General features: G+C 71.1%; 20 protein-coding genes. 8 read left to right on the top strand and 12 right to left on the bottom strand.

The features are described 5' to 3' along the window. The first annotated feature begins 35 nt into the window (after nucleotides 1-35). Nucleotides 36-347, top strand: a complete 312-nt coding sequence (mihF, locus tag FCN18_RS21770) for an integration host factor, actinobacterial type (protein ID WP_168214177.1) — start codon at nucleotides 36-38, stop codon at nucleotides 345-347. 40 nt (nucleotides 348-387) lie between these two features. Here the strand turns inward: mihF and FCN18_RS21765 are convergent, their stop codons facing one another. After that, nucleotides 388-1,542: an isochorismate synthase gene (locus FCN18_RS21765; protein ID WP_137095975.1), complete on the bottom strand. Its 1,155-nt coding sequence runs from the start codon at nucleotides 1,540-1,542 to the stop codon at nucleotides 388-390. Nucleotides 1,543-1,563: 21 nt separating this feature from the next. Then, complete coding sequence (locus tag FCN18_RS21760) at nucleotides 1,564-2,268, bottom strand: 4'-phosphopantetheinyl transferase family protein (protein ID WP_112264386.1); 705 nt, start codon at nucleotides 2,266-2,268, stop codon at nucleotides 1,564-1,566. Nucleotides 2,269-2,364: 96 nt separating this feature from the next. Here FCN18_RS21760 and FCN18_RS21755 point away from each other — a divergent pair, with 96 nt between their 5' ends. After that, nucleotides 2,365-3,534 carry an acyl-CoA dehydrogenase family protein gene (locus FCN18_RS21755; RefSeq protein WP_112264384.1) on the top strand — a complete coding sequence of 390 codons (1,170 nt, stop codon included), beginning with the start codon at nucleotides 2,365-2,367 and terminating at the stop codon, nucleotides 3,532-3,534. 69 nt (nucleotides 3,535-3,603) lie between these two features. Here FCN18_RS21755 and FCN18_RS21750 read toward each other — a convergent pair whose 3' ends face one another. From FCN18_RS21750 to FCN18_RS21735, 4 genes are read right to left on the bottom strand one after another with little or no spacing between them, the layout of a single operon-like run. Further along, complete coding sequence (locus FCN18_RS21750; protein WP_112264382.1) at nucleotides 3,604-3,939, bottom strand: hypothetical protein; 336 nt, start codon at nucleotides 3,937-3,939, stop codon at nucleotides 3,604-3,606. 46 nt (nucleotides 3,940-3,985) lie between these two features. After that, nucleotides 3,986-4,588 carry a TetR/AcrR family transcriptional regulator gene (locus tag FCN18_RS21745; RefSeq protein WP_112264380.1) on the bottom strand — a complete coding sequence of 201 codons (603 nt, stop codon included), beginning with the start codon at nucleotides 4,586-4,588 and terminating at the stop codon, nucleotides 3,986-3,988. Beyond that, nucleotides 4,579-6,093, bottom strand: coding sequence for an AMP-binding protein (locus FCN18_RS21740; protein ID WP_137095974.1), 1,515 nt, complete (start codon nucleotides 6,091-6,093; stop codon nucleotides 4,579-4,581). Before FCN18_RS21740 ends, FCN18_RS21745 begins: the two co-directional genes overlap by 10 nt. Beyond that, a complete protein-coding gene (locus FCN18_RS21735; protein WP_137095973.1) occupies nucleotides 6,086-6,832 on the bottom strand; it encodes an enoyl-CoA hydratase/isomerase family protein in 747 nt (248 codons plus the stop codon). The genes FCN18_RS21740 and FCN18_RS21735 overlap by 8 nt, the downstream gene beginning before the upstream one ends. Before the next feature lie 47 nt (nucleotides 6,833-6,879). Between FCN18_RS21735 and FCN18_RS21730 the strand changes: the two genes are divergently transcribed. The 3 genes from FCN18_RS21730 (at nucleotide 6,880) to FCN18_RS40250 (ending at nucleotide 8,739) form a co-directional block, all read left to right on the top strand. Next, nucleotides 6,880-7,320 carry a GNAT family N-acetyltransferase gene (locus FCN18_RS21730; RefSeq protein WP_112264374.1) on the top strand — a complete coding sequence of 147 codons (441 nt, stop codon included), beginning with the start codon at nucleotides 6,880-6,882 and terminating at the stop codon, nucleotides 7,318-7,320. A gap of 34 nt (nucleotides 7,321-7,354) precedes the next feature. Continuing rightward, nucleotides 7,355-8,038, top strand: a complete 684-nt coding sequence (locus FCN18_RS21725) for a metal-dependent transcriptional regulator (RefSeq protein ID WP_112264372.1) — start codon at nucleotides 7,355-7,357, stop codon at nucleotides 8,036-8,038. Between the two features lie 359 nt (nucleotides 8,039-8,397). Then, nucleotides 8,398-8,739 carry a transcriptional regulator gene (locus FCN18_RS40250; RefSeq protein WP_113645162.1) on the top strand — a complete coding sequence of 114 codons (342 nt, stop codon included), beginning with the start codon at nucleotides 8,398-8,400 and terminating at the stop codon, nucleotides 8,737-8,739. On the opposite strand, the gene FCN18_RS21710 is transcribed toward FCN18_RS40250, so the two are convergent. The 6 genes from FCN18_RS21710 to FCN18_RS21690 form a co-directional block, all read right to left on the bottom strand. Continuing rightward, the gene (locus FCN18_RS21710) at nucleotides 8,689-9,918 is read right to left on the bottom strand and encodes a pyridoxal phosphate-dependent aminotransferase (protein ID WP_137095972.1); all 1,230 of its coding nucleotides are present in this window, start codon (nucleotides 9,916-9,918) and stop codon (nucleotides 8,689-8,691) included. The two genes, FCN18_RS40250 and FCN18_RS21710, sit on opposite strands and share 51 nt — an antisense overlap. 94 nt (nucleotides 9,919-10,012) lie before the next feature. Then, on the bottom strand, nucleotides 10,013-10,156 hold the full coding sequence (locus FCN18_RS39150; protein WP_158303151.1) for a helix-turn-helix domain-containing protein: 144 nt from the start codon (nucleotides 10,154-10,156) through the stop codon (nucleotides 10,013-10,015). Between the two features lie 302 nt (nucleotides 10,157-10,458). Further along, nucleotides 10,459-11,598 (bottom strand): sulfotransferase family protein, encoded by a 1,140-nt coding sequence (locus tag FCN18_RS21705; protein ID WP_137095971.1) that lies wholly within the window; start codon nucleotides 11,596-11,598, stop codon nucleotides 10,459-10,461. A 10-nt stretch (nucleotides 11,599-11,608) separates the two neighbouring features. Beyond that, nucleotides 11,609-12,385 (bottom strand): SDR family oxidoreductase, encoded by a 777-nt coding sequence (locus FCN18_RS21700; protein ID WP_113645165.1) that lies wholly within the window; start codon nucleotides 12,383-12,385, stop codon nucleotides 11,609-11,611. Continuing rightward, entirely contained in the window at nucleotides 12,385-13,554 is a 1,170-nt protein-coding gene (locus FCN18_RS21695) for a hypothetical protein (RefSeq protein ID WP_137095970.1), read from the bottom strand. The genes FCN18_RS21700 and FCN18_RS21695 overlap by 1 nt, the downstream gene beginning before the upstream one ends. A gap of 21 nt (nucleotides 13,555-13,575) precedes the next feature. Then, entirely contained in the window at nucleotides 13,576-14,079 is a 504-nt protein-coding gene (locus tag FCN18_RS21690) for a nuclear transport factor 2 family protein (protein ID WP_137095969.1), read from the bottom strand. A 58-nt stretch (nucleotides 14,080-14,137) separates the two neighbouring features. On the opposite strand from FCN18_RS21690, the gene cysD reads away from it, so the two are divergent. The 3 genes from cysD to FCN18_RS21675 are packed head-to-tail and all read left to right on the top strand — an operon-like array spanning nucleotide 14,138 to nucleotide 17,615. Continuing rightward, complete coding sequence (gene cysD, locus FCN18_RS21685) at nucleotides 14,138-15,046, top strand: sulfate adenylyltransferase subunit CysD (RefSeq protein WP_137095968.1); 909 nt, start codon at nucleotides 14,138-14,140, stop codon at nucleotides 15,044-15,046. Then, complete coding sequence (gene cysC, locus FCN18_RS21680; protein WP_137095967.1) at nucleotides 15,046-16,866, top strand: adenylyl-sulfate kinase; 1,821 nt, start codon at nucleotides 15,046-15,048, stop codon at nucleotides 16,864-16,866. The genes cysD and cysC overlap by 1 nt, the downstream gene beginning before the upstream one ends. Further along, on the top strand, nucleotides 16,863-17,615 hold the full coding sequence (locus FCN18_RS21675) for a 3'(2'),5'-bisphosphate nucleotidase CysQ (protein ID WP_137095966.1): 753 nt from the start codon (nucleotides 16,863-16,865) through the stop codon (nucleotides 17,613-17,615). The genes cysC and FCN18_RS21675 overlap by 4 nt, the downstream gene beginning before the upstream one ends. Nucleotides 17,616-17,624: the final 9 nt, after the last annotated feature.

Raw genomic sequence — 17,624 nt, 5'->3', positions numbered from 1 at the left:
TCTCACGCGGCACCCGAGAAGAAAGGATTAGTACGTTGGCTTTGCCTACGTTGACCCCGGAACAGCGGGCGGAAGCCCTGGCCAAGGCGGCCGAGGCTCGCAAGGCGCGCTCGGAGCTGCTCGCGTCGATCAAGTCCGGCAAGGAGAGCATCGACAAGGTGCTGAACCGGGCGAAGGAAGACAAGACGGTCGGCAAGACCAAGGTCACGCAGCTGCTGAAGGCTGTGCCTGGCCTGGGCACCGTCAAGGTGGCCGCGCTGCTCGAGCAGGCAGGCATCGACCCGGACCGCCGGGCCGCCGGCCTCGGCGAGCGTCAGCGCGAAGCCCTCATCAACGCGCTCAAGTAGCTCCTCCGGGCTGCTCACCCGACGTGGGTGGCCGGCCGGGTCAGAACTCGGCCAGCCACCCACGCGGTAGCCCCATGGCCTCGGCCAGGGTGGCGAACTTCGCGGACGTCTCGTCCAGCTCTGCCCACGGGTCCGACTCCGGCACGATCCCGCCCCCCGCGTACAGCCGCAGCGACCGCTCGGCCACCTCGGCGCAGCGGATCGTCACCGCCCATTCCCCGTCGCCCTCGGCGTCCACCCAGCCGACCGCGCCCGCGTAGTACCCGCGCTCGAACGGCTCCAGCTCCGTCACCAGCTCGCGTGCCGACTTGGTCGGCGTTCCGCAGATGGCGGGCGTCGGGTGCAGTGCCGCCGCGAGGTGCAGCGCGGTGACGTCCCGGTCGGCCAGCTCTCCCGTGATCGTGGTGCCCAGGTGCCACATCGTCGGCGTCGAGACCAGCTCCGGCTCCTCCGGCGCGTCCAGCTTGCGGCAGAACGGCCGCAGCGCCTCCACCACGGCCTCGGCCAGCACCGCGTGCTCGATGTGGTCCTTGCGCGAGGCGAGCAGCGCCTCGCCGTTGTCCCGGTCGGTCACCGGGTCGGCCGATCTCGGCATCGACCCCGCGTGCGGATGCGACACCACCCGGTCGCCCTGACGCGAGAGCAGCAGCTCGGGGCTCGCGCCCACGAGCGTCCGACCGCCGGGCAGGCCGGCCGCGAACGTGTAGCCCCGGTCGTTGTCCTTGACCAGGTTGTGCAGGATCGCCTCCGGCGGCACCGGCTCGGTGAACTCCAGGTCGAGCGCTCGCGCGAGCACCACTTTGCGCAGGCCCCGCTCGCCGAGCTTCCGCACGGCGTCGGCCACGGCCTCGGCGTGCCGTCGCCCTTCGGGAACCGGGGAGACCCGCTCGGGGAGGCCGACGTGGCGGCGGGGGAGGCGGTCGACGGCGGGGTGTGGCCTGCCCGCGAAACGCACGTCCTCGGGGATCACGATGCGGGCCGGGGTTCCGCCGCCGGCGGCGCTGTCGAACGGCAGCACGCCCGCGGCGATCGGGGTCCGCGCGTCGGTCAGCGCCCTGCGCACGCGCTCGGCGAGCCGGGCCTCGTCGGTGCCCGTCAGCTCGGTGTCCGCGCCGGAGCCGAGGATCGTGCGGTGCGCCGTGGCGAGGAAGAAGTCCCCTCGCGCGTAGTCCTCGAGCAGTCGCGCGGCGTCCATATCGCACTATTGTCCGCCTGTTCAGCGGCCCGGAGACCACCAGTGCTGCGTGACCTCCATCTCCTCGCCCGGCAAGGCCGTCAGCACCGCCACCGCGGCGCGGTAGCCGTCGCCGGGGTCGAGGTCGGCCATGCGGGTGCGCTCCGGCGACAGCGCGGGGTCGGCCGAACCCGCAAGCCGCGCGGGTTCGCCGGGAGGAGACATCGTGAGGCTCGTCAGCGGGATCCGAAGGCCACGCCCGGTGGCCTTCATGACGGCTTCCTTGCGCGTCCAGTACCGGAAGAACGCGTCGGCGCGCTCCCGCTCGGACAGGTCCTCCAGCGCGGCGCGCTCGGCGTCGTTGAGCGCGTAATCCAGCAGCGAGTCGTCGGCCTTCCTCGTCGCGCTCTCGACGTCGAGGCCCACCGCGGCGCCACCGGTGAGCGCGACGCCGATCCGCTCGCCCGAATGGGAGATCGACAACGCCAGTTTCGCTCCGGGAACGCGCGGCGGGCCGTGCTGCTTGCCGCAGTCGTCGCACGTCGCGTCGAACTCCACCTCGGCGGGCGTGCTGCCGAGGTGCCCGGCGGCGACGGTCTTGGCGAGCACCCTGCCCGTCAGGAACCGGCGTTTGTCCTCGTCGCGGCGGTACGCGGCGTGCCGCTCGCGCTCGGCCGGGCCGAGCAGCGACAGGTGCTCGCCGCTCTCGGCGAGCGGGGTCGCCCACCACACCGCGCAGTCGATCACGTAGCGAATCTACGGGGCGCCCGGCAGGTGCCGCCAGGCCGTTCGTGCGTTACCTTTGTCCTAAGCAACCGCTTAGTAACGAGGGAGTCGGCGGCGATGGATTTCAGTCTCAGCGTCGAGGAGCGCGAGATTCGTGACTGGGTGCGTACCTTCGTGCAGCGGGAACTCGTCCCGCTGGAGCAGGAGGTGCTGCGCAGGGAGCGGGCCGGGCAGCCAGGACTGCCCTCCGACCAGCTGGAGGAGCTCCAGCTGAAGGCGCGTGACTCCGGCTTCTGGGGCGTGCAGACACCCGAGGAGTACGGCGGCATGGGCCTCTCCGCGGTGATGACGGCGCTGCTGGAGGCCGAGCTCGGCCGCTCGTTCGTGCCCTTCCGCTTCGGCGGCGCGGCCGACAACATCCTCTTCTACGCCAACGAGGAACAGAAGCAGCGATACCTGCTGCCGACCATCGAAGGCAAGCGCAAGTCCTGCTTCGCCATCACCGAGCCGGGCGCGGGCTCCGACGCGAAGGCGATCAGGACCACCGCGCGCAAGGACGGCGCCGACTGGGTCATCAACGGCGAGAAGACGTTCATCACGGGCGGCAACGAGGCCGACTTCACGATGGTCTTCGCCATCACCGACCCCGAGAAGGGCGCCAATGGCGGGGTGACGTGTTTCCTCGTCGACCGCGAGATGGGCTGGCGTTCCGAGTACATCGACACGATGGGCGAATGGGGTCCCGCGGCGCTGGTCTTCGAGGACGTCCGGGTGCCCGAGAGTCAGATCCTCGGCGAGCTGGGCCAGGGGTTCAACCTCGCCATGCAGTGGATCGGCCGCGGCCGCTACCTGCTGCCGGCCCGCGCCATCGGCTCGTGCGAGCGGCTGCTGTCCATGGCCATCGAGCACGCCAACACCAGGGAGACGTTCGGCGCGCCCATTGCCGACCGGCAGGCGATCCAGTGGATGATCGCCGACTCCGGCGTGGAGCTCGAGGCGCTGCGCTGGCTGGTGCTGCACGCCGCGTGGCAGGTGGACTCCGGAATGGACTCCCGGCACGCGCAGTCGATCGCCAAGCTGTACGGCGGCGTGAAGGCCAACGAGATCGTCGACCGCGTGCTGCAGATCCACGGCGGCATGGGCTACACGCGGGAGCTGCCGATCGAGCGGTGGTACCGCGAGCTGCGGCTGCTGCGCATCTACGAGGGCACCGACGAGATCCAGCGCAGGACCATCGCCCGGAACCTGCTGAGGGGCCACGTGAAGCTGGGAGGAGCCCTTGGCTGAGGCCGGCCCGCGAGCTCGCGCTGTGGTGGCAGGGCGCGAAGCCCTGCCACCACAGCGGGGTGGTTCTACTCAGGAACGGGCGGTGTCGCCCTTCTGCCGTAGTGCCAGCGGCACGCCTGCGAGGTCCTCCTCGTTGCAGAGGATCTTCAGGTCGTAGTACGGAAAGCCGTCCCGTTCGTCATAGTCGAGGTGGACTGCGAGCACGTCCACCGGCTCGCCGAGCCACTGCTGGGCCTGCCGGAGCCAGCCGGCGCAGCGCTCCAGCGCGGCCGGGAGATCGTCATCGCGGAATTCGACCGGGCGGTAGGGCACGTCCTGTACCTGATCCCGTGGGTCGGAGGGCGTCGGAAGGCCCGGAGCGAGACCCGCGTCGTCGAGTTCCAGCTGGATTGTTTCCTCACTCACCCCACGAGCGTCCCTCAGCGGCGGCTCCGGGGCAAGCTTGGGGGTGTCAGGAGTTCGCCAGACCACAGCGTCCGGGGGTGGGAACGCCCAGCGCACGCAGGGTGAGTTCGACGTGGTGGTCGGCCACCTGATGCAGGGTCAACGCACCTCGAGGCGAGTACCAGCGGGCCACTCCGTTGCACATGTCAAGCACCGCGATCCGCGTGACGGCGGGCTGAGCGGTGTCGAAAACCCCCTCTTCCCGGCCCGCCTCGATCGTGTCGGACCACAGCTGTTCGTAGGCGTCCCGCAGCTGGACCACGTCCTTGCGCAGCCGGGGTGACAGCACCTCGACGTGGTCGTCCACCACCCTGGTCTCGTTCGGCTGCTTGGCGTGCGCGGTGACGTGCAGGGTGACGAGCCTGCGGATGCGCTCGACCGGATCGGTGACGCCGTCGACGGCCTTGGTCGCGTCGTCGAGCAGGCGTTGCAGGCAGTCGCGCATGATCCCGGCGAGCAGTTCCTCCTTGGTGCCCATGTAGTGGTACAGGCTGGCCGACGAGAGCTTGGCGGCCTGCGCCAGGTCCCTGATGCCGGTACCGTGGAAACCTTTGGTGGCGAACAGTTTCACCGCCGCGCGGCGCACGCGTTCGCCGGTGCTCACAGCCATGTGCGCTCCACCCGGTCGTAGGATCTGGTGAGCTTCTCGGCGGCCTTGCGCAGCTCGCCCTTGGCGACCCGCTCCGACGGCGTCATGGGCAACGAGTCCACAAAGGACCAGTAGCGGGGCACCTTGAAGTAGGCGAGCCGTTCGCCGCAGAACCCGGCCAGTTCCTCGGGATCGGGCTCACCGTCAGCGACGACGTACGCGCGGATCTCCTCGCCCCGCAACGCGTCCGGCACGGGGAGCACGGCCGCCGAGCGCACCGCGGGATGCAGCAGCAGTGCCCGCTCCACCTCGTCGGCGGAAACGTTCTCGCCGCTGCGACGGATCATGTCCTTGGTGCGACCGGCGTAGAAGACCCGGCCGTGCTCGTCCATCCAGGCCAGGTCGCCGGTGCGGAACCAGCCGCCGCGAAACGCACTCGCCGTCGCCTCGGGGTCGTCGTGGTAGCCGTGCATCAGGCCGACGCCCCTGACCAGCAGCTCGCCGGTCTCCCCTCGGGGCAACGGCTTCCCGTCCTCGTCCGCGATCATCGCCTCGCGCGAGGGCGTCGGCGTGCCGATGCAACCGGTGCCCACCAGCTCGTCGTGGTCGGCGGGGCCGACCCGCAGGTCGCCGCCGGTCTCCGTCATGCCGAACGCCTCGAACCACGGCACGCCCCAGCGTTTCTCCAGCGCGGCGTGCAGCTCCCGCGGAATGGCCGACGCGCTGACAGCCCGCACCCGGTGCATGTGGTCCTCCGGCGACTCCGGCTGACGCAGCAACAGCGTCGGCATCAGGCCGAGGCAGTAGAACCACGTGACGCCGTGCTCGCGCACCTTCGCCCAGAACGTCGAAGGATGGAACCTGTCGAGCACCACGAGGGTAGCGCCGCTCGCGAGCCCGGCAGCCACGTTCCACTGTGGATCGACGTAGTGGAACGGCTGCGCCGTGAGCAGGACGTCGTCGTCACTCAAGTGCGGGAACTCGGTGACGAGGCCCTCGGCGAGCGTCGTCCAGTACCGGTGCGGCAGCACGCAGCCCTTGGGCGCACCGGTGGTGCCCGAGGTGTACTGGATGTTCACGGGTAGCTCCGGTGCGCGTTCCGGCTTGGGTGGCGGTCCTGCCGGGCGCAGCTCGCCGACCGTGAGCACCCGTTCCACCGACGTGCGAGGGGCGATCGTGGTCAGCAGGCCGGTGAACTCCTCGGTCGTGACCGCGAACCGCGCGCCGGAGTGGGCGAGCACGTGCTCCCCGTCCAGCTCGCGGTAGTTGGTGTTGACCGGCACCAGCGCCGCCCCGAGCTTGGCGAGCGCCAGCCACAGCAACGGGAACTCGGGCTGGTTGCGCAACATCACCGCCACCCGGTCGCCCCGGCGCGTGCCGAGTGCGGCGAGTGCGGAGGCGAGCTCGTCGCTGCGGCGGTCGACGTCGGCGAAAGTCAGCCGCTCGCCGGTGGCGTCGAACACCCACGCCGTGCGGCCGGGCCGCCGCCGCGCGGCCTCGGTGACGAGTGCGACGAGATCAGCCACGGGTCCGGAACTCCGCCGTGGTGCGGGCGACCTCCGGGGTGTGCTCCGTGAGCAGGGCGTGGCTGATCTCCAGCTCCAGCGCCGTCTCCACCGCGCTGTCGACACCCCGGTCGATGGCGCGCTTGGCGAGCGTCACCGCGGAGGGCGGCTGCTCGGCCAGCCTCCTCGCCCAGGCAAACGCGAACTCCAGCAACTCGTCGCGGGCCACGAGTTTGTTGACCAGGCCCATAGCTTTCGCCACCGCGGCGTCGACCCGCTCCCCGAGCAGCACCAGCTCCTTGGCCTTCGCGGGTCCGACCAGCAGCGGGAGCAGGCGCGACGCCGCGCCCGTGACGCTCAGTCCCAGCGTCGCCTCTGGGAAGGCGAACACGGCGTCGTCGGCGGCGACCACGAGATCGCAACCGAGCGCGAACTCCGCGCCCGCGCCGATGGCGTAGCCGTGGACGGCGGCGATCACCGGCTGCGGCAGGCCCCGCAGTTTGCGCGTGACGTCCTGCAGCCGTTCCAGTCGCACCCGGGAGTCGCCGTCGCCCGCGGACTCCTTGAGGTCGTGCCCCGCGCAGAAGGCCCGGCCGCGTCCGGCCAGCACCACCGCGCGGGCGTTCTCGTCGGCGGCGATCGCGTCGAGCGCACCCAGCAGATCGTCCACCAGCTCCGGCGACACGGCGTTCAGCCGGTCGGGCCGGTTCAACCAGACGAGAGCGACTCCCTCGGCGACGGTCAGCTCCACGGTGTCCATGGCCCACAGCCTAGACGAACCGATCGATCGATCGATAGTCTTCCTGCATGCCGGTTCGTGATGCGGAGGCCGCCGACGTCGAGGAGATCTGCGCGCTCATCGAGGAGCACGCGCGCTACGAGGGCAACGAGGAACTCGTGCTCGACCGCGCGGACATGGCGCGGCACCTGTTCGGGCCCGACCCGAAGGCGTGGGTGCTGATGGCCGAGTCCGGCGGCGAGGTGGCCGGGATGGCGTTCTGCTCGTGGAACTTCTCGACGTGGGAGGCGCGGCCGGGCATCTGGCTCGACGACATCTTCGTGCGGCCGGCGTTCCGGCGGCACGGCCTCGGCCGGGAGCTACTGAACGAGCTGCGCAAGCGCACCAGCGGGCGCGTCGAGTGGGACATGCAGGAGGGCAACGAGCGGGCGGCGGCGTTCTACGCGGATCTCGGCGCGGAGCCCGTGCCCGGGTGGATTCGGTATCGTTGGCGTCCTGACCTGGCCTGATGGTGCGTGAAGTGAGGTCCGTATCGTGGAGGGCATGGCAGATGGCTCCAACCGGCGTTCGTCCTCGATCGAGGACTACGTGCGGGCTATCTATGGCCTGGTCGAGCGTGGTGAGCCGGTCACCAACACGTCGCTGGCGGCGCGGCTCGAGGTGAGCCCGTCCTCGGCGTCCGGAATGGTGACCAAGCTGTCGCAGCAGGGGCTGGTGGCGCACGTGCCGTACCGCGGCATCGAGCTCACGCCCGCGGGCAGGCAGCTGGCGAGGTCGGTGCTGCGCAGGCACCGGCTGATCGAGTCGTACCTGGTCTCCGAGCTCGGCTACACCTGGGACGAGGTGCACAGCGAGGCCGATCTGCTGGAGCACGTGGTGTCCGACCTCCTCGTGGAGCGGATCGCGGCGAAGCTCGGCAACCCGGTGCGCGACCCGCACGGCGACCCCATTCCCGCGGCGGACGGCAGCGTCGAGGAGCTGTCGACCCGCCTGCTCGACGAGCTGCCCGCCGGATCCGTCGGCGAGATCGTGCGCGTGTGGGACACCGATCCGGATCTGCTGCGCTACCTGGCGGAGCGTTCGATCACCCTGGGTGACCGGATCGAGGTGGTCGAGCGGCAGCCCTTCGGTGGCCCGGTGGTGGTCAAGGTGGGCCCTCCGGCGCGTGCGGAGACCCACGCACTGGGCACGGAGATCGCGCAGGCGCTGTCGGTAGCCGTCCGCTGACGCCGCGCGCGAGTCCCCCGCTCCGGCGCGCGAGTCGCCCGCTCCGGCGCGCGAGTCGCCCGCTCCGGCCGGCGAGTTGCCCGCTCCGGCCGGCGAGTTGCCCGCTCCGGCCGGCGAGTTGCCCGCTCCGGCTGCCGAGTCTTGCGTCCAGGACAGCGGTTTGTGCGTTCCCGGCGCGGGGAGCGTTGTCCGGAAGGGGCGACTCGGCGTCGGGAACGGGGAACTCGCGGCCGAGAGCGGGCAACTCGGCGTCGAGAGCGGGGGACTCGCGGGCGAACGCTGACAAGGGACCTTTGCCTCTTCCTGCGCCTCGCGCCTTGCCCATACGCTGCACCGGTTCCTCGATGAGCGGAGCTGCGATGACCGGTCAGAGAACACAACAGATGGACCGGGGGCAGAGCGCTACGCGCGAGGTGGAGTCGCTACTGGCGACCGGACCTTTCGCCGTGGCGTTACGTGCGGCGATACGTGCCAGGGGCCTGGGGCTCGAGCGGATCCAATACCGGTTGCGCCGGCGCGGCGTGCCGGTGAGTCTGGCGACGCTGAGCCATTGGCAGTCCGGCCGTTGCCGCCCAGAGCGCCCCGGTTCCCTGGCCGCACTGAGGTACCTCGAGGAGGTGCTCGAAGTGCCGCCGGGGGCCCTCCTACGGCTACTCGCCGTCGAAAACGGCGGACAGCGCGTCACGCAGGTGCCCCAGTGATCGCGCGATCCACGGCAACGTGACGGGATCGGGGCTGCGCAGCGCGGTCCAGCGCTGCTCGGCGTCGTCGCCGTAGAGCAGGCTCGTGGCCACGCGGAACCGCAGCGCGGCGGGGTCGTCACCGAACTTGGCACCAGCCAGCACACCGACACCGTGCCGGTCGAGCAGGTGTTCGGCCAGCTGGGCGCCGGTGGCGAATCCCTTGGCGCGCAACGGTTCCAGGTCCGGGTACAGGTAGAAACCCGCCCGCGGTGCGCGGCAGGCCGCCCCTGCCGCGGTGAACTCGGCGTGCACGGCGCGCGCGACGGCGGCGTGCAGCGCCCTGCTCGCGTCGATGTGCGCGCGGACCTCGGGCGGCTCCGCCAGCACGTACGCGGCGACCTCCTGCATGGGGGCGGGCAGGCTCGACCACACCTCGCTCGCCGCGCCGACGAGCGCGGCGCGCTGCTCGGGCAGTGGCACCCGTGCGAACCCGATGCGGTAACCGCCGAGCGCCATGTTCTTGCTCAGCCCGGCGGTGACAACGGTGTGCTCAGGCAGTTCGGCCGCCGGGCTGTGCACGGCCGCCGAGTCGTGGACGAGGTCGCGGTAGATCTCGTCGGAGAGCACGGTCAGCCCGTGCGCGCCGGCGACAGCGCAGACCTCCTTGACCAGCTCGGCACCGGCGAGGGTGCCGGTGGGGTTGTCGGGCACGGTCAAGATCAGCACGCCCGGCTCGGCGCCGTCCTTGCGCGCGCTGGTCAACGCCCGGTCGAGCTGCTCGGGCTCGGGCACGCCGCCCGCGCCGCCCGGCACCGGCACGCCGAGCACCCGCCTGCCGAGCAGGGCAGCCTGCGCGGCGTAGCTCACCCAGGACGGCCGCGGGAGTACGACGTCGCCGGGCAGGACGGCCAGCAGTCCGAAGAGCAGCGCCTTGCTGCCGGGGGCCAGCACGATGTCGTCCGCCTCGGTCGGCAGACCGCGCCTGCTGAAGTAGCCGGCCGCCGCCTGCCGGGCCTCGGCCGAACCCACGACGGCGCCGTACTCGTTGCGGTGCGCTGCCCCGGCCAGCACGTCCCGGACGTCGGGCAGGACGGGGAGCCCGGCCTCCCCGAAGCCGAGGTGCAGCACCTGCTCGCCCGCAGCCCGCTTCGCCTGCAGCTTCTCGTTGATCGCCAGGGTCGCCGAGTGCCTGATCACTGAGATTGCCTCCCTTGGTTGCGTCAATGATATACGAGGCAATTTTAGTTGCAAGGCGCTACCTCGCAGACGATGCCGCTCTCGTGGACCGCGATCACCGGTTGCGCCCGGTCGCACGCGGCGAGCGTGGTGAGCAACCCGCCGACGTGGTCTTCACCGTGGCCAGGCTGACGGGCAGCTCGGTGTTGGACGGCCCGGTCGCGACGAGGGTGAGCACCCCACGCTCGCGCGCGGTCACGCCGTCGAGCCCGGCGTGCTCGCGGGCGACCGGCCGCGCCCATCGCGCCGTGGCCCTCCCTCGCCGACGGTGTGCCGTACGAGCTCGGTCGGCGCCGATTCCGGCCGTGGCCGCGCTCGTCGGCCGCGGTCTCGGTGCGGTGCCGCGCTCGGCGGCGGGACGTTCGTGTCGCTGACCGGGCGGTTGTTCGTGCTGCCCGTGGTGCGACGTCCCTGCCCACGGGCTGGAACGGGCGGGTCGGAGCCGTGGCGCTGCGCAAGCTGGGCGCAGCCAGCGGGCCCGGTGCGGTGCTCGCGGGAGGCTCAGGGGGCCGTGCCCACCGCGCTGAACCGTTCGGCGACGTCCCCTTCGGACAGTCCGAAGTCGGCGAGGCGGTAGCGGTGGGCCGGTTTGCGGGCTCCCGTGGTGCTTTCGGCGTGCAGCGTGCGCATCGCCGCCCGAGCCCCATCGGTGAACGGTAGCCCGAAGTGGGCGTACAGCGACTCGACCGTGCCGATCGGGTCGGCGACGAAGTCGTCGTAGTCGACGTCGAAGAACCGCGAGTGGTCGTGCCTGGCCCGCTCGGCGGTGAACGTCTCCAGCCCGCGCGCCCACAACTCGAGCTGGTCGCGGCCCACCGTCTCGCCGCGGAAGGTCTCCGACCACTGCGCGCTCGCCTGCGCGTTGAGGCTGCACACCGAGGCGATCGCGACCTCGGGGGCGCGGTGGGTCTGCACCACGAGCGCGTCCGGGTACACGGCGAGTAGCGCGTCGAGCGCGAAGAGGTGGCTGGGGTTCTTGAGCACCCACCGCCTGCCCGCGTCGGGCAGCCCGATCAGCTGCAGGTTGCGCCGGTGTCTGCGGTAGGCGGGTGTCCAGTCCTGTTCGGACAGCCACGCCGAGTACGTCGGGACATGCGCGAGGCACTCGTACGAGATCGAGCGCAGCGACTGCCGGAGCAGTTGCCAGCACTCCTCCACCTCGTCCGCCGACATCGCGTGCACGCCGAGGAACTCGGGGTGCTCGATGTGGTACCGCTCGTAGCCTGCCTGGATGCGCTGGAACACCGGGTCGTCCGCCCACGTCTCCCGGGGCGGCCTCGGCTGCGGCACCTCGGTCAGCCACACCTCCAGCCCCTGGTGGGCGGGGTCGGCCGTGAGCAGCCGGTGCAGTGCGGTCGTGCCGGTGCGCGGCAGGCCGGTCACGAAGATCGGCCGCTCGATCGCGACGGCGGCGTGCTCGGGGCGGGCCTTCCACGCGGCCTCGCTCAGCAGCCGCGCCACGAGCGCGCTGCGCAGGAACGCCCGCTTCACCTTGCGGCCCAGCGGGGTCAGGCCCGCCTCGCGTTCGTAGGACTCAAGCAGCACCGCGAGTCCGTCGGTGTAGTCGTCGGTGCCGAAGTCGTCGAGTCCGGTGATCTTCGTTGCCGAGGCGTGCAGATCGGCGACGGTGCCAACGCTCATCGGGTTCCCCTCAGTGGTGGTACTCGCCGCCGTTGACGTCGAGGCACTGGCCGGTGATCGCCCGTGCGAGCGGGGAGGCCAGAAACACCACGGCATCGGCGATCTCGTCGGGTTCGGGCAGCTTGCGCAGGTCGATGGTCGCCGCGGTCTCGTCGTAGACCTGTTGCGGGTCCACCCCGCGTTCCTTGGCGAGGTGGGAGAAGTACCACTTGAGCGAGCCCGCCCAGATGTAGCCGGGCGCCACCGAGTTGACGCGGATGCCGCGCGGGCCGAGTTCGGTGGCCAGACTCCGCGCGAGGGACAGCAGGCTCGACTTGGCCATCTTGTACGCGCCGAACGTGCGCCGGGAGTGCCGCAGCACCGCAGAGTTGATCATCACGACGGCGCCGCCGGTCTCGGCGAGCGCGGGCGTGCACAGGCGGGTGAGCCGCAGTGCCGCCAGCACGTTGGTCTCGAAGCCGGTCCGCACCGCGTCGAGGTCGACGTCGAGCAGGTCGGTCATGGGCGGAATGGCGAAGGCGTTGTTGACGAGCGCGTCCATGCGCCCGTAGGCGTCCACTGTGGTCTCGGCGAGCCGCTGCGCCGAGTCGTCGTCGGTGATGTCGGTCGGCACCGTCACGGCCCGCCTGCCCAGCTCGGTGACCTCCTTGGCCACCTCGTCGAGCCGCTTCTCCGTCCTGGCCGCTAGCACCAGGTCGGCGCCCGCCTTCGCGCACTGGATCGCGATCGAGCGGCCGAGGCCCGGCCCGACGCCGGACACCACCACCACCTTGTCCCGCAACAACATCAGCCGAGCATCCTCGTCGCGACGGCGCTCTGCCTTGCCGCGATGCGCGCGGTCCACTCGTCGGGCGAAACCCTGGCGTGCTCGTAGAAGGGCAGCTTCGCGGGCAGTTCGCTCACGTCCACCACCTCCACCTCGGGACCGTCCTCCGGCGTGAGGTCGCGCGACAGCCGCTGCCAGCGGATCTGCACGTAGCCGCGGGCGTGCCCGAGCCGCTCCAGCCAGTTGGCGACGCCGGGGTCGCGCTCGCTGATCACGAACCGCAGCCTGCCGTCGGGGTCCACGCGCGCCTGATCGGCGGTGAGGCTCGTCTGGTGGTTGATGTAGTCGAGCGAGACGTACCACCTGCTGCCGAGCTGGATGCCCTGGTACGGAGCGTCGGACGCGGGGACGGTGACGATCATCGCCTGGTGGTCGGCCAGGTCGTAGTGGCCTGCCGAGGAGAACTGTGTCGCGAGCCCGCCGGGGGTGCGCCTCGGCTCGGTCATCGTGTTGACGGGCAGCTTCAGGTAGAACCACTCCGGGAACGCGAGGAACGTCCGCAGTCTGCTGAGCAGGATCTTGCCCGCCACCCCGTAGCGCTTCTCCAGGGCCGTGCGGTCCTTCGGCTCCGGCGCGGCGCCGAGGTGGTCCGCCCGGTGGATGCGCAGGGTGCCGCGCCGTTCGGTGGCCCAGTCGCTGTACACCTCGCGCACCACGAGCATCGCCGATCCCTTGCCCAGCACGAAGTACCCGGGTCCGGCCTTGCCTCGGTCGGGGCCGAACCGCAGCTCGAACCGCCCGTCGTCGCCGATCTCCAGCTCACGGTCGTCGAACGCCGCGAGGCTGTCGGGCACCTCCACCGGCGAGTAGTCGCCGTTCAGCACCTGGAAGCTCAGATCCCGCGTGGTGCCACGGGTGCCGGTGACGACGTACTCGGCGTCGTCGCGCAGGTACGAATGGAAGTACAGCGCGTCGGGGTTGTCGAGGCCCATCTTCGTGTAGGGTCCCGTGGACGTGACGAAGTACGGGAAGTCCCGTTCGTAGGCCCAGGCGAGCTGCAGTGACGCCCTGATGCTGCCCGCGAGGTAGTCGTAGCCCTCGATCAGATCCTGTTCGGTCTGGATGTGCGGCGCCTCGGCGATGACCTTCTCTGCTTCGACGACGGCGTCGGCGAACGGCTGGGTGAGCACCGACCGAGAGTAGAACGTGTTCTACCTTCCGGTCAATGACGTCGACGGAGCGTCCCCCGTCCAGCGGTTGGCCGTGAGCTTGAAGCCGGGCAGGTCGCCGAGCGGCACCAGGTACTCGTAGGTGCGCGTGTAGCCGGTGTGCTGGATCCGCCACGCGCCGTCGGCGCCACGCGTGTAGCGGTCCTCGTAGAACGCGGCGCCCTTGATCATCGTGTGGTTGTGCTCAGTGGCCAGCACCGTGTCCTCGAAGGACCACGTGCCCTCGGCCGTGTCGCCGTCGATCTCGATCTCCGGTTGCCCGGCCGAGTGCACGGTGATGATGCCGTGGCCGAGCGTGTTGCGCAGAAAGTCCACGATCGCGTCGCGGCCGGTGAAGCGGAGCGGGCCGCCGCCCGACGGCGTGCCGTACTGGGCCGTGGCGTCGGGGGCGAGCGCGTCCTCCAGTTCGTCCCAGCGCTTGAGGTCCACGCAGCGGAGGTAGCGGTACTTGACGCGTTTGATCTCTTCCAGGCTGGCGATGTCCATGGCCTTCAGCTTCCGCGCACCCTTGACCAGATTCAAGAACTTGTTCTAATTTTCTCGAATGACGGGCTACGAGCTCTCGCAGTCGGGTGTGCTCGAGGCCGAGGCCGTGCATGTGTTCCGTGAGGTGGCCGCGACGTTCGAGCGGCCGGTGCTGTTGTTCTCGGGCGGCAAGGACTCCGTGGTGATGCTGCACGTGGCGGTGCGGGCGTTCTGGCCCGCGCCGTTGCCGTTCCCGGTGTTGCACGTGGACACGGGGCACAACTTCGCCGAGGTGATCGACTTCCGGGACCGGCTGGTGCGGGAGTTGGGCGTGCGGCTGCTGGTGGGGCGCGTGCAGGACGACCTCGATGCCGGGCGGGTGGTGGAGGAGACCGGACCCGGAGCGAGCCGCAACCGGCTGCAGACGGTGACGTTGCTGCGGATGATCCAGGAGCACTCGTTCGACGCGGTGTTCGGCGGGGCGCGCCGGGACGAGGAGAAGGCGCGGGCGAAGGAGCGGGTGTTCAGCTTCCGCGACGAGTTCGGGCAGTGGGATCCGCGCCGACAGCGACCGGAGCTGTGGAACCTGTACAACGGGCGGCACCGCAGGGGCGAGCACATCCGGGTGTTCCCGTTGTCGAACTGGACCGAGCTGGACGTGTGGTCCTACATCGCGGCGGAGCGGATCGGGTTGCCGTCGCTGTACTTCGCGCATCGCAGGCGGGTGTTCCAGCGGGATGGGATGCTGCTGGCGTGCTCGCCGCACGTGGCTCCGCGGCCGGGGGAGGAGCCGTACGAGGCGGTGGTGCGGTTCCGCACGGTGGGGGACGCGACGTGCACGGGGTGTGTGGAGTCGTCGGCGGCGACGCCGGAGCAGGTGGTGGCCGAGGTGGCGGCGAGCCGGGTGACCGAGCGGGGCGCGACGCGGGCGGACGACCGGATCTCCGAGGCGGGCATGGAGGATCGCAAGAAGGAGGGGTACTTCTAGTGCCTCCGTTGTTGCGCGTGGCCACGGCGGGCAGTGTGGACGACGGCAAGTCCACGCTGATCGGCCGGTTGCTGCACGATTCGAAGGCGTTGTTCACCGATCAGCTGGCGGCGGTGGAGCGCACGAGCCGGGAACGTGGTGGGGACGGGCCGGACCTGGCGCTGGTGACCGACGGGCTGCGCGCGGAGCGCGAGCAGGGCATCACGATCGACGTGGCGTACCGGTACTTCGCCACGCCCGCGCGGAAGTTCATCCTCGCCGACACGCCAGGGCACGTGCAGTACACCCGCAACATGGTCACCGGCGCCTCCACCGCGGACCTGGCGCTGATCCTGGTTGACGCGCGCAAGGGCGTGGTGGAGCAGTGCAGGCGGCACGCGTTCCTGGCGAGCCTGCTCGGGGTGGGCCATCTGGTGCTGTGCGTCAACAAGATGGACCTGGTGGGCTGGTCGCGAGAGCGGTTCGAGGAGATCAAGGACGACTTCGCCCGGTTCGCGACCCGGCTGGACGTGCACGATCTGACGTTCGTGCCGATCTCGGCGCTGCACGGCGACAACGTGGTGCACCGGGGTGCGGCGATGCCGTGGTACGAGGGTCCGTCGCTGCTGCACCACCTGGAGCAGGTGCACGTGGCCTCCGACCGCAACCTCATCGACGTGCGGCTGCCGGTGCAGTACGTGATCCGCGACGGCGAGTTCCGCGGCTACGCGGGCACGATGGCGGGCGGCGTGCTGAAGCCAGGCGACGAGGTGCTGGTCCTGCCCTTGGGGTTCTCCACCACAGTTCGCGCGGTGTGGGGCCCCGGCGGGACGCCGGTGGCGGAGGCGTTCCCTCCGCAGGCGGTGACCGTCGAGCTCGCCGACGAGCTCGACGTGGGCCGCGGTGACCTGCTCTGCCGCCCCGGCAACCGCCCGCACGCCGGCAGCGACCTCGACGCGATGCTGTGCTGGTTCTCCGAGCGCGCCGGGCTGGACCCCGGCGGGTGGTACCTGCTGCGCCACACCACCCGCGAGACCACCGCCACGGTGACCGAGCTGGACTACCGGCTCGACGTCAACACGCTGCACCGCGACGAGACCGCGACCGGGCTGGCCCTCAACGAGATCGGCCGCGCCCGGCTGCGCACCCGGCAACCGCTGCTGTTCGACCCGTACCGCCGCAACCGCGCCACCGGCGGCTTCGTGCTCATCGACCCGGCCACCCACGACACCGTCGCCGCAGGCATGATCACCGGCCCGCGGCAGCCGGGCGCGGGCGTGGTGTGGCAGTCCGCCGCCGTCACCCGCGAGCAGCGGCCCAGCCAGGGCGCCACCATCTGGCTCACCGGCCTGTCCGGCTCCGGCAAGTCCACCATCGCCGTCGAGCTGGAACGCAGGCTCGTCGCGATCGGACGCCCCGCCTACCTGCTCGACGGCGACAACCTCCGCCACGGCCTCAACGCCGACCTCGGCTTCACCGCCGACGACCGCACCGAGAACGTCCGCCGCGCGGGCGAGGTCGCCCGCCTGTTCGCCGACGCCGGTGTGGTCGCCGTCGTCTCACTGATCAGTCCCTACCGCGCGGGCCGTGACCGCGTCCGCGCCGCACACGAGGCCGCGGGGCTGCCCTTCGTCGAGGTCTACGTCGACACCCCGCTCGAGGTCTGCGAGGCCCGCGACCCCAAGGGCCTCTACGCCCGCGCCCGCGCCGGCGAACTCACCGGTTTCACCGGCATCGACGCCCCCTACGAGCCCCCGCAGGCCCCCGACCTCGTCCTCCACCCCGGCGACGGCGACCCGGCCGCACTCGCCGGCAACGTTCTTGCTTTGCTGGACCGGTGACCACCGACGCACGACTCGCCGCCCAGCTCGCCGACGAAGCCGGACACCTGCTGCTCTCCGTGCGGGAGAACGGGGCGGACCTGGACCCGAAAGCGCTCGGCAAGCGGGGTGACGCGGAGTCCAACGCGCTACTGCTGCGCAGGCTCGCGGCCGAGCGACCCGGCGACGCCGTGCTCTCCGAGGAGTCGGCCGACGACCCGGCGCGCCTCGACGCCGACCGCGTGTGGATCATCGACCCGCTCGACGGCACCCGCGAGTTCAGCAAGCCGGGCCGCGCCGACTGGGCGGTGCACGTCGCGCTGTGGGAACGGGACAGGGGCATCACGGCGGCCGCCGTCGCCCAACCCGCGCTCGGAGTGGTCCATGCCAGCGACGAAGCCTCGCCCGGACCTGGGCACGCCGGGCGCACGCGGGTGCTCGTCAGCGACAGCAGGCCCCCCGCGTTCGCCGCGCCGGTCGCCGAACGGATCGACGCCGACCTCGTGCCGATGGGCTCGGCGGGAGCGAAGGCGATGGCGGTGCTGCGCGGCGAGGCCGACGCCTACGTGCACGCCGGCGGGCAGTGGGAATGGGACTCCGCCGCGCCCGTCGGCGTCGTGCTAGCGGCCGGGCTGCACGCGTCCCGCGTGGACGGTTCTCCCCTGCGCTACAACGAGTCCCACCCGTACCTGCCCGATCTGGTGATCAGCAGGCCCGAACTCGCCGACCGGCTCCTGAAGGCGATCCGGTTGGATGCCCGACGGCAGTGAAGGCCACCC

Origin of the sequence: Prauserella endophytica, from assembly GCF_005146945.1 — a bacterium.
GTDB classification, from domain to species: Bacteria; Actinomycetota; Actinomycetes; order Mycobacteriales; family Pseudonocardiaceae; genus Prauserella_A; species Prauserella_A endophytica.
This window is presented reverse-complemented; position numbering and strand designations above follow the sequence as displayed.

Bases quoted from the DNA above. Each gene is read 5' to 3' on its own strand.
- FCN18_RS21765 (WP_137095975.1), bottom strand. From the start codon at position 1,542: ATGGACGCCGCGCGACTGCTCGAGGACTACGCGCGAGGGGACTTCTTC.
- FCN18_RS21755 (WP_112264384.1), top strand. From the start codon at position 2,365: ATGGATTTCAGTCTCAGCGTCGAGGAGCGCGAGATTCGTGACTGGGTG.
- FCN18_RS21745 (WP_112264380.1), bottom strand. From the start codon at position 4,588: ATGGCTGTGAGCACCGGCGAACGCGTGCGCCGCGCGGCGGTGAAACTG.
- FCN18_RS21735 (WP_137095973.1), bottom strand. From the start codon at position 6,832: ATGGACACCGTGGAGCTGACCGTCGCCGAGGGAGTCGCTCTCGTCTGG.
- FCN18_RS21730 (WP_112264374.1), top strand. From the start codon at position 6,880: ATGCCGGTTCGTGATGCGGAGGCCGCCGACGTCGAGGAGATCTGCGCG.
- FCN18_RS21725 (WP_112264372.1), top strand. From the start codon at position 7,355: ATGGCAGATGGCTCCAACCGGCGTTCGTCCTCGATCGAGGACTACGTG.
- FCN18_RS40250 (WP_113645162.1), top strand. From the start codon at position 8,398: ATGACCGGTCAGAGAACACAACAGATGGACCGGGGGCAGAGCGCTACG.
- FCN18_RS21705 (WP_137095971.1), bottom strand. From the start codon at position 11,598: ATGAGCGTTGGCACCGTCGCCGATCTGCACGCCTCGGCAACGAAGATC.
- FCN18_RS21700 (WP_113645165.1), bottom strand. From the start codon at position 12,385: ATGTTGTTGCGGGACAAGGTGGTGGTGGTGTCCGGCGTCGGGCCGGGC.
- FCN18_RS21690 (WP_137095969.1), bottom strand. From the start codon at position 14,079: ATGGACATCGCCAGCCTGGAAGAGATCAAACGCGTCAAGTACCGCTAC.
- cysD (WP_137095968.1), top strand. From the start codon at position 14,138: ATGACGGGCTACGAGCTCTCGCAGTCGGGTGTGCTCGAGGCCGAGGCC.